Origin of the sequence: Bradyrhizobium oropedii (assembly GCF_020889685.1) — a bacterium.
Classification (GTDB): domain Bacteria; phylum Pseudomonadota; class Alphaproteobacteria; order Rhizobiales; family Xanthobacteraceae; genus Bradyrhizobium; species Bradyrhizobium oropedii.
Genome location: NZ_JACMYO010000266.1, coordinates 1 through 9,144, shown reverse-complemented (window position 1 = coordinate 9,144; position 9,144 = coordinate 1). Strand labels below are relative to the sequence as shown.

The window sequence follows — 9,144 nt, the reverse complement described above, 5'->3', positions numbered from 1 at the left end:
TCGTTTACACCGGGATGCGTCGGACCGATAAGCAGTTGTAACGCCGTCTCTTTTCCGCAGGCGGGGCGTTCGCGCAACAGAAACCGCAACAGATTGGCCGGGCGGTTAGCTCAGCGGTAGAGCATCGGTTTTACACACCGTTGGTCGGGAGTTCGATCCTCTCACCGCCCACCAAATCTACGTAATCCGGCTCACCCATGCGTTCCGCCGATCGACCCACTACATTCCGCGGTCGGATGGGATTTAATCGCTCCACGGCCATCCTACAGCCTTTCCGGATTCGCGCCTATGACTGAGCTTACCCGCCGCCCAGACCCCGATCGCCAGGACTGCTGGCAGGTCTGGTATGGCGACATCCGCGCCGGATCGATCGCGCGCGCTGTCGGCGCGCCTGGCAACGCCGAGATGTGGCATTGGCACTGCGGCTTTTATCCAGGCAGCGACCCAGGGGAGTGCACCCGTGGTTCGGCCGGATCTCTGGATGAAGCTCGCGCCGCGTTCGCCAGCGAGTGGGATGCTTTCCTGAAGAAGCGCACCGAGGCCGACTTCGAGGCATGGCGCCATCATCAGGCGTGGACCGCGGAGAAGTACCGCCGCTTCGATCGCGGCGAGCGAATGGACCCTCATTGGAAGGGATAGCGATGCCCATCGCCCGAAAGTCGATCGACATTCCCGCCGAGGTCGCTCACCGGTTCGTGGCCGATATGCAGGCCTATCATGCCGAGCAGGACATCATCGCGCGCGATCGGATCGCCGTCGGAACCCGGCACATGCTGCTGGACCACATGCCGGCGGGAACGAAACTCCGGCTGAGCGAGGTCAAGGCACTCTTCGACCAGATGAGGTCGATCTCGTGAGCCCACGGTGCGCGGCATGTGATGACAGTGGCTGGGTCTGCGAGAACCATCCCGATCGGCCGGCCTTCGGCGATCGCGCCTGTGAGTGCGGCGGTGCCGGCGCACCTTGTGACAAGTGCAACCAGGTCGGCGAGCGCGAGACGCCGCGCCTGCCGAAGGGCTTCAAGACCTTAGTCGACAAGAAGGGCTGGCGGCATTGATGCGCCGCTGCAATGCCCCAGCTTCCGCCGCATTATCACCTTGCACACCTTTGGCTGGATCTCACCCGCCAGCTGCATAAGACCGTTGCGCCGGACTTGCAGGCGCAGTTTGGCTCGAGGGCGAGCCTGATGCTGATCGCCACGGCCGTCTATCTCGGCACGCTCGAGGAGCGACCGATGACTGCGACCAAGCTGGCAGACTATGTGGGCATGCCTCGCGCCACCGTGATCCGGCGGCTTCGCTCCCTGTGTCGTCGCGGCGCGGTGGAGAAGGCCGGCCACCATTACCGGACGCCAGCAAAGCGCCTCGATCGAATCGGGCGTGAAGACCACCGACGGCTGGTCCAGCTCGTGCGCACCGCCTCGGAGAATCTCAAGCGCTAGTTGTGCGCTCCCGTTAACCATCCGTTGGCTAGAGCGTCCATTTTGGACGGTCGGTTCCATCCGACTAGGCGCGCATGTGCTTTGATGCACCACCCAGACGCGAACAGGAGCATTGTCTGGAACGGGGAAGTTCATGACAAGAAAAGACAAGACACTTCGGTATCTCGAAAAGGAAGCACAGATCATCACCCAGAACGAGACGCACGCCGTCGTGGCGGTGCGTATCGAGAAGGCCTTCTTCAGTCGAAACCTTCTCCTGCTGGCGTCCCTCGCCAAACTCATCGTCCTCGGCGAGCCTACGCCCTGATACGCAAAAAAGGCCCCGCCTTCCTTGCGGACAAGCGGGGCCTCTATGAGGGACACGGCCGGGACCGTCCCCGAAAAAAAACACATCTGCCAGTTGCTTTCAGCCGCAGGTTGAGCCAGCTTCCCGCCATAATTTGGATTTTTGGGGTTTGGAAGTTGGGAGTTACATTGCGCGACGCGCCCGTGGTCGGCGCTGCGGCACGCTTTCGATTCGACATCAATGCGTTGCGCGCCATCGCGGTAATTGCCGTGCTCGGATATCACCTTCAGATTCCCGGGTTTGCTGGCGGCTTCGCTGGCGTCGACGTTTTCTTGGTCATCACCGGCTATCTGATGACTCGGAAGGCGCTGAACGATCTGATCGTCGGTCGCTTTTCGTATCGCGACTTCACCGCAATGCGACTGCGACGGATCTATCCCGCCTTGGCCGTCGTTGTCGTCGTCACCGCGATCGCCGAGTGGTTTGTGACCCTGCCGGGAGAATACTTCCGGCATCTGCGCCAGGCATGCTACTCGCTCTTCTTCCTGTCGAACTTCGCGTACGACAACGACAACGGCTATTTCGCGATGGCGGCCCAGACCAAGCCGCTTCTGCACACCTGGTCGCTCGCGATCGAGTGGCAGTTCTATATCTGGATGCCGCTGGCGGTTTGGCTGGTCTGGCGCCGAAGCTCCTCATCGAACGCCACCGCCACGGTCGCGCGGATCTTCGTGATCGTCGTAGCCGCATCCTTGGTCTGGTGCGTGTGGGAATATCATCATGACGCCATGGGATCAGCATTCTTCTCCCTGCGCGCGCGGGCATGGGAACCGCTTGTCGGCGGCTTGATCGCCATTGCGGAGATCAGGCGACGAGCTTCCGGTCTTCCTTCTCCACGCCTGCTATCCAGCTCGGTGCCCGCGATCGCTGGCTGGTTCCTGATAGCCGCATGTATCATCACGCCACTGCCGAAAGCGAGCTGGCCTGGTCCGCTGACGCTGCTGCCGGTTGCCGGCGCTGCGCTGGTGATCTGCGCCGGCCGAATGAACTCGAGCTTCATTCGGCTTCCTATTGTCCAGTCGATCGGCGACTGGTCCTATTCGATCTACCTGTGGCATTGGCCGATCTGGGTCCTGGCCGGTGGTTGGCTGACCCTTCACGGGTACGCCGCTGACGCAGCGGCAAAGGCCTTGATGGTCGTCGCGACCATCGGTATCAGCGCGTTCTCCTATCGGTATGTTGAGCAGCCGATCCGCATCAGGCGTGATCTCTGGACCGACAACCGGCTCCTGGCCGGCTCCGGCGCCGTCTTCGCGTCCTTCCTCGCATTCACGATCGCCGGCATCGTGACGACTGGCTTCCCCGGCAGGCTTCCATCATATCTGCAAGCGGCCGAGCTGGCCCGCAAGACGGACACGCCCCGTGATGAATGCTTCAGAAATTCCAACTCGGTGAAGCGAGCCAGCGAGATCTATTGCCGGTTCGGGGGCGGCAAGGGAGCGGGAGAGCCTGCCGTCATCCTGTGGGGGGACTCATTCGCAAATCAGTTCCTCGATCCGCTCTCATCGGCTGCATCAGGCCTCGGGCTGCAAGGGTTCATCGCAACCCAGAGCGCATGCCGCGCCTTCCTCGATGACGACGGCAGGAACGCAAATGACACCCCGCAATGTCGTAGTTTCAACGGTGAGACATTGCGATTTGTCCTGTCGAAGCCCGCGCCTAATATCGTCGTGCTCGCAAGCAACTGGAGTGACGCGACCGAAATCGCGGCGCTTGTCGACAAGCTGCTATCCAACGGCAAGACGGTAATCCTCGTGAAGCCGTTGCTCAACATCAGCTTCGACGTTCCGCAGAGGTGGATCGAAGACCAGATAAGGGCGGGAAAGGCCATCAATGAATGGAAGGTGCCGGCGGACCCGGCTCTGACGATGGAGGCGCTGCGGACCGGCGTTGATCGGATCCTAGCCGACCGCCGAAGCAATTCCCGGCTGATCGCGATCGACCCGCAGCAGGAGATATGCAGCGGCGGATATTGCTACCTCGTGCAAGACGGGCAGGCCAATTTCCGCGACACGGCGCACATCTCGAACGTCAATGCCAGTCGGTATGAGGGGCAGTTCGCAAGGGCCTTGAAGGCCGCGCAGACCGCGGCGCTGCAACAAGCGTCAGCTGAAACGAAAAAAGAGCCCCGCAGCCCGTAGAGGGCGAGCGGGGCTCCATTTCGTTTGACGGTCTTGTCCTCAAGATCAGTCGATCGTTCCATCCTTCTTGGCTTTTCGCGCGGCTCTGCGCCGGAGCAATGTCACGATGCCGGCGACAGCCGCGGCGTTCGTGTTCAATCTGGCGTTGATCTCATCTAGGGTCTTGCGGACATTCTCAATGTCGAGGTGCATCTCAACCAGGTGCTGAACCAGCCAAGGGCTTTCGATCTGGACCGGAACCGGCGTCGGCGCTGGCGCCGCTGGCTTCTCGGCTTGGTGTGGCTGACGCTTCACCGCGGAAAATGCCAGCAGCGAGGCGATCACCAGCACCAGGATCGCGACCGCACCTTGCACCAACGGCCATTCCTTCAGGACGGCAAAGGCATCCTTAATCAACTCTGCCATGGTCAACCAGCGCCCTGCACATTGCGATCAGCTCGACCATCGAGAGAACGAGATAGACCCATATGCCGGGAGATGGCGGATTTCCGGTATCGGCTTGGTAGAGGAAAAGGGACGTGCACATCTGCGCCCAGACTGAGGCACCGATGAACGCACCGCAGGCGCGCAGCTTCGGACCGTAATAGGGCCACGAGCCGTTAGCGACCAGAGCCGCTAGCCGCAGCACGCCGCCGGCGCCGAAGAAGATCACCATCCATGTAGGGCCGGTGACTTGCAGAATGAACCTGAACACTGAGGCCCGGATGGAGTCGGGCCAGGCCAGGATGTGGACGCTGAGCGCGATCATCATCCAGCTGGTGGCGAGCTCGAAGAGCCGGTTCTGGAAGTGTCGGAGTGTGACGTGGATCAGCTTTCCTAGCGTCATCGCCGTGCTCCGAATCTCATCTCATCATCCAGATCGAGAAGGGGCGAACGATCGCGCACGAGTGCGGATGCAGTCGGTGGCAGCGGCAGCCATGCGCGCGATGCGTCGCGGTTGAACCGACGGACGGCGCGAGGAGAAAAACCGCCAGGAGGCAGGCCCTGAGATACATGGCAGGTCTCGCTTTCGGCAGAGAGGATCCAACGGCGCGCGGCGATGGAGCGGCCGCGCGCCGGATCAGGCTTCAATCAGCCCAGCGTCAGCGCGGGCAGGGTGATCGGCGCGGCCGCCGGGAAGACGCCGGTGAGCGCGCCGGCGCCGACCGTCACGCCGATGAGGCCGAGCGTCTGCACCAAGATGGTTCGCTCGTCCTGCAGCAGCGCAGCGCAACCGACCTTCAGGTAACCGGGCAAGCCGGCCTTGATCTGGGCGATCAGGTCGCGCTTGCGCTGGAACAGCACGATCACATCATACGGTGCCTGGGCCTTGATGGCCTGCACCTGTGGCAGTGACTGCAAGAACTTGATCTGGGCAGGGTAGCAGGCATGTGCGATCGGATCGCGGAAGCTGGTCGGATCTGACGGGTTGGTCAGCGTCGCAGCGTCGTCGTCGGCCTCCTGCACCGCGGCGACAACGTTGGTGACGAACTCGGCCTTCTTCGCCGCAATTTCGTCCATCAATGTCTTCAGCGGGTCCGCCTGCGCAGTCGACTTGGCCGCCGGCGCGCGGACCTTGATGCCCTGAGCCTGAGCGCTTCCGGAGAAAGCGAACAGTGTGGCGCTGATGATGATTGCGAGCAGGATCGCGATCGCGCGCGCGGTCTGGGTGACCGCGGCCTGCGCGGCCGCCGTGGCCTCGACCTTGGCAGCATCCGGAGAACCAGAGGTCGCCAGCTGCGCCAGAGTCTTGTTTGCCAGCGAGTTCACCGCAATGCTATCGACACCCGGCATCGCCGCTACGGTCTTCACCATGCTGCCCTGCGAGGAAAACATCGTGACGAGGCCGCCGAGGAAGATGTTGCCGAGGCTGGCGACGGCGATGATCGCCTTCACCGCAGTACCCGAGATGAACAGATCGGAAAGATAGTTGCTGCCTCCGATCAGCGTGCCATTGAACAGCAAAATAATGCCGATCCACTGGAGGAGGGTGAGGTCGCTCAACTTCATGCTGCTTGCTCCTGCGATGCTTGCGCCAACAGAACGTTGAGCGCGGTTTCATAGAGTTCGATGTGATGCCACGCGAAGATTCCGTCCTTGAAGAACTCGTCATCGCGCGGCTTGCAGAACACCGGAATGACCGGTGTGGGGTGGACGTACTGAAGAGGCGGGAAGCTGAACGGGACGTCCGTCACCAGGTCGTGGTGCAGCTCATCGCCGTTGCGGTACGATCGGCCGGGCACGGTCTCGACGATCTTCGCGAGATCGAGCATTCCCGGTTTTGGCTCGCCGAAAGCGACGCGCGCGATCGGCGCGGCGCCGTCGGTGACCATCAGCGCCGTCAGGACGGCGGCGCGGGCAGCGCCCAGCGAATGGCCGGCGACGATGGCCGGTTGCGTGAGTAGCGGCCGCAGGTCGCTCCACACGTGCTCCATGCCAGCCCAGAAGCCGATATGGACGTGTCCGACCCGACTGTTTGTCGCCATCGCGCGGAGGTCGCGCACCCAATCCAGCGTGGTCACCGAGCCGCGGAAGATGACGAGGTCGATGCCGGGCAGATTCTTGATGGCCCAGCAGACGCCGTCATCCTCGCCGGCATCAAAATGATCGAAATCGATCATCGCGGTCGGCTTGTAGATCATGCCGCAATAGGAGGCGATCAGGGCATCGTTGGGCGACGCGGTCATCGCGCTTCCCTCTCAGTGCCCGGGATCACATGCCCGTCGTCGGTGATCTCCGAGCAGACAATCCTGTCGGAATTGATCTCGCACCGATAAGGCTTCCCGGGATCGACAAGCGGCCTTCGCGGACTGACGCTCTGGTAATGCCCTTCCTGGGTGACCCACGATGGCGTTCTGACAAGAAGGTTCCAGACGCTCGGCTCGGCCATCAGCGGCCGTGTCGTGACGAGCAGGATCAGCAACGCGGCGCAGACGCGCGCACGCGCAGTGGAGGTCAACATGTTTGAGGCTCCGCTCTATCCGAACGAAAAGGACTTGACGATGGACTCTGCGTCCGTGTGGACGTTGAGCCGCTTGGGCTCGCGGTCGATCGAGCCGGTGTTGAATGCCGGATCGGTCACATTGACCGAATAGCCTAGCGGTGCGGCGACCGACTTGATTTGGTCGATCGCGTTGATGAGCTGCTCGCCCTTGAAGCGCTCGAGCTCGCGGAGGAGGGCGGTCTTGGTCATGCTAAACCCGCGCGAGGCCGAGGTGGTCGAGAGTTTCGGGCCCGGCCAGGCCGTCGACCGTGAGATGTTCGCGCATCTGATAGGCACGAACGGCCGCGCGGGTCTCTCGACCGTAGGAGCCATCGACGGTGATGGGATCGGGCAGGGCGTGCTTGTCGTTCAGCATCGCCTGCAGCGCCTTCACGGAGTTGATATCGCTGACATCGATTATGAATCCGCCGCCGACCCCGACTGGTGCCGGCGCGACGTCCGGCACGATCGACGGTGCCTCGACGATGGGAAGTGCGCTGCCTATGGCAAGATCGGTGCGCAGCTGTCCGATGCGGAGCAGCACCGGAACGATGCCGTGCTGCACGTCATAGGTTGATGGCGACCATTCGCCATCGCTGACGTACTTTCCGCCCTTGCCGGTGGGCTTGTCGTAGATCGAGGTGCCGGCCCATAGATATCCGGTCGCGCGCCCATGAGCGCGTGGACCGAAGCCGTTCCAGCCTTCGCCCTTCCAGCACGCATATTCCATCGACCACGGCGACGAGTTCTGATCGAGACCATCGTAGCGGATATAAAACTTCATCGCGTCGAGCCGCGATTTGAACGGTCCTTTGCCGCGCGGAACGTTCACCGAGACACGGTCCCAGCGATCGCCCTGGCCGAGTGCGCGCGTCGGATCGCAGTCGCTCTCGCGCAGCTCGAGCGCGCCGATGAACGCCGGCGGAATGGCCGTACCCTGACACGCGGCGACATAAACATCGAGATTTTCCGGCCGCAGGATCTTCTTCGCGGCGGCGTCGATCGCCGCGGCCTTGCCTGGCGTCACGGTCATGTGCGCGAGATAAGCGGCATACTCCGCCGCCAGCGCTTTGAAAGGGTGCTGCATTGAGGGGATCCGAGTTGCGATGTTGATGGGTTAGGGGACTGAGACGATGATGATGCCGGAGCCGCCAGCACCGCCGGTGCCGTAGCCGGAGAACAGACCGCCGCCACCGCCTCCAGTATTTGCTGTGGCTGCGCCACCCGTGGTGCCTGACGAGCCGGAGCCGCCACCGCCTGCACCGCCTGAGCCGCCAGACGTCACGCCGCCGGCCCCGCCGCCGCCCGCGTATGTCGTGGCCGTACCAGAGATGGACGACGAGCAGCCTGCGCCACCCGCGCCGCCGGCCGACGACGCGCCAGCGCTGCCGACAGCATTGCAGCCACCACCGCCGCCTGCGGCATTGGTGCCGTTGCCGGCACCCCCAGCGTTGCCCTGACCGATGACACCCGAGCCGCCAGCGGACGAGTAGGAGCCGCCGCCCGATCCGCCACCGACGCCCGCAACTGTGTTTCGGCCAGCGCCGCCGCCAGTCGCGGTTAATCCGAGAGCTGCGGAATTGCCGCCGCTGGTCGCGTTGTTCGTCGCGGTCGCTCCCGCACCGCCGGCACCGACCGTCACCGTGTACGATGTGCCGACCGTCGTGGTCACCGAACCGGTGAGGAGGCCGCCGCCGCCACCACCGCCAGCGTCACCGCCACCACCGCCACCGACGATCAGATAATTCGGAAGCGTCGAGTTGATGTGACCGAAGAACGGCGAGGCCGTCGATGTGGTGAACGTATAGATCGTCGGTGACGTGGTCGGCGTCCACTTGATGACGATCAGTCCGGGCGTGCTTGAACCTCCCGAGCCGATATTGGGGTTGGCCCAACCACCACCGCCGCCGCCGCCGCCATAGCCGCCAGCGTTGCCACCGTTGCCGGCGACATTTGTGCCATTGGCCCAACCGCCGCCGCCACCGCCGCCGCCTGCGCCATAATTCGGCGACGAATTGTATTCGGTGCCAGTGCCGCCGTTACCGCCTGCAAAGGCGTTACCGGCTCCATTGTTGCCGCTGCCGCCGCCACCACCACCGCCGATCGAGCCAGCGCCACCGGCAGAGCCAGCACTTGCTGTGCCACCTCCAGAACCGAGCGGGCCAGCACCGCCGCCGCCACCGCCGATGCCAGCCGATGTATTGCCGACGCCACCACCGTCTGCGCCGCCACCGCCGCCGCCGCCGCCATTACT

The 9,144-nt window shown here is 63.3% G+C and carries 14 protein-coding genes and 1 tRNA gene; 7 read left to right on the top strand and 8 right to left on the bottom strand.

Features of this window, described 5'->3' with window-relative positions; all coding sequences use genetic code 11:
* The first annotated feature begins 99 nt into the window (after nt 1-99).
* The 7 genes from H8A95_RS39590 (at nt 100) to H8A95_RS39560 (ending at nt 3,928) form a co-directional block, all read left to right on the top strand.
* Nucleotides 100-174 (top strand) — tRNA-Val (locus H8A95_RS39590).
* Nucleotides 175-288: 114 nt separating this feature from the next.
* Nucleotides 289-639 (top strand): hypothetical protein, encoded by a 351-nt coding sequence (locus tag H8A95_RS39585; RefSeq protein ID WP_229187980.1) that lies wholly within the window; start codon nt 289-291, stop codon nt 637-639.
* Nucleotides 640-641: 2 nt separating this feature from the next.
* Nucleotides 642-857, top strand: coding sequence for a hypothetical protein (locus H8A95_RS39580; protein ID WP_229187979.1), 216 nt, complete (start codon nt 642-644; stop codon nt 855-857).
* Entirely contained in the window at nt 854-1,057 is a 204-nt protein-coding gene (locus tag H8A95_RS39575) for a hypothetical protein (RefSeq protein ID WP_229187978.1), read from the top strand. Before H8A95_RS39580 ends, H8A95_RS39575 begins: the two co-directional genes overlap by 4 nt.
* A gap of 12 nt (nt 1,058-1,069) precedes the next feature.
* The gene (locus H8A95_RS39570) at nt 1,070-1,441 is read left to right on the top strand and encodes a helix-turn-helix domain-containing protein (protein ID WP_229187977.1); all 372 of its coding nucleotides are present in this window, start codon (nt 1,070-1,072) and stop codon (nt 1,439-1,441) included.
* Between the two features lie 133 nt (nt 1,442-1,574).
* On the top strand, nt 1,575-1,748 hold the full coding sequence (locus H8A95_RS39565) for a hypothetical protein (RefSeq protein WP_229187976.1): 174 nt from the start codon (nt 1,575-1,577) through the stop codon (nt 1,746-1,748).
* Between the two features lie 167 nt (nt 1,749-1,915).
* On the top strand, nt 1,916-3,928 hold the full coding sequence (locus tag H8A95_RS39560; protein WP_229187975.1) for an acyltransferase family protein: 2,013 nt from the start codon (nt 1,916-1,918) through the stop codon (nt 3,926-3,928).
* Between the two features lie 45 nt (nt 3,929-3,973).
* On the opposite strand, the gene H8A95_RS39555 is transcribed toward H8A95_RS39560, so the two are convergent.
* From H8A95_RS39555 to H8A95_RS39520, 8 genes are all read right to left on the bottom strand, one after another.
* Entirely contained in the window at nt 3,974-4,339 is a 366-nt protein-coding gene (locus tag H8A95_RS39555) for a hypothetical protein (protein WP_229187974.1), read from the bottom strand.
* Complete coding sequence (locus H8A95_RS39550) at nt 4,317-4,754, bottom strand: hypothetical protein (RefSeq protein ID WP_229187973.1); 438 nt, start codon at nt 4,752-4,754, stop codon at nt 4,317-4,319. The genes H8A95_RS39555 and H8A95_RS39550 overlap by 23 nt, the downstream gene beginning before the upstream one ends.
* Nucleotides 4,755-4,999: 245 nt before the next feature.
* Nucleotides 5,000-5,917, bottom strand: a complete 918-nt coding sequence (locus H8A95_RS39545; protein WP_229187972.1) for a hypothetical protein — start codon at nt 5,915-5,917, stop codon at nt 5,000-5,002.
* The gene (locus H8A95_RS39540; RefSeq protein WP_229187971.1) at nt 5,914-6,528 is read right to left on the bottom strand and encodes a lipase family protein; all 615 of its coding nucleotides are present in this window, start codon (nt 6,526-6,528) and stop codon (nt 5,914-5,916) included. Before H8A95_RS39540 ends, H8A95_RS39545 begins: the two co-directional genes overlap by 4 nt.
* Before the next feature lie 62 nt (nt 6,529-6,590).
* The gene (locus H8A95_RS39535) at nt 6,591-6,869 is read right to left on the bottom strand and encodes a hypothetical protein (protein WP_229187970.1); all 279 of its coding nucleotides are present in this window, start codon (nt 6,867-6,869) and stop codon (nt 6,591-6,593) included.
* 15 nt (nt 6,870-6,884) lie between these two features.
* Nucleotides 6,885-7,100 carry a hypothetical protein gene (locus H8A95_RS39530; RefSeq protein WP_229187969.1) on the bottom strand — a complete coding sequence of 72 codons (216 nt, stop codon included), beginning with the start codon at nt 7,098-7,100 and terminating at the stop codon, nt 6,885-6,887.
* A gap of 1 nt (nt 7,101) precedes the next feature.
* Nucleotides 7,102-7,977 (bottom strand): peptidoglycan-binding protein, encoded by an 876-nt coding sequence (locus H8A95_RS39525; RefSeq protein WP_229187968.1) that lies wholly within the window; start codon nt 7,975-7,977, stop codon nt 7,102-7,104.
* Between the two features lie 30 nt (nt 7,978-8,007).
* Nucleotides 8,008-9,144 (bottom strand): glycine-rich domain-containing protein (locus H8A95_RS39520; RefSeq protein ID WP_338028064.1); only part of this gene is annotated, 1,137 nt, incomplete at its 5' end.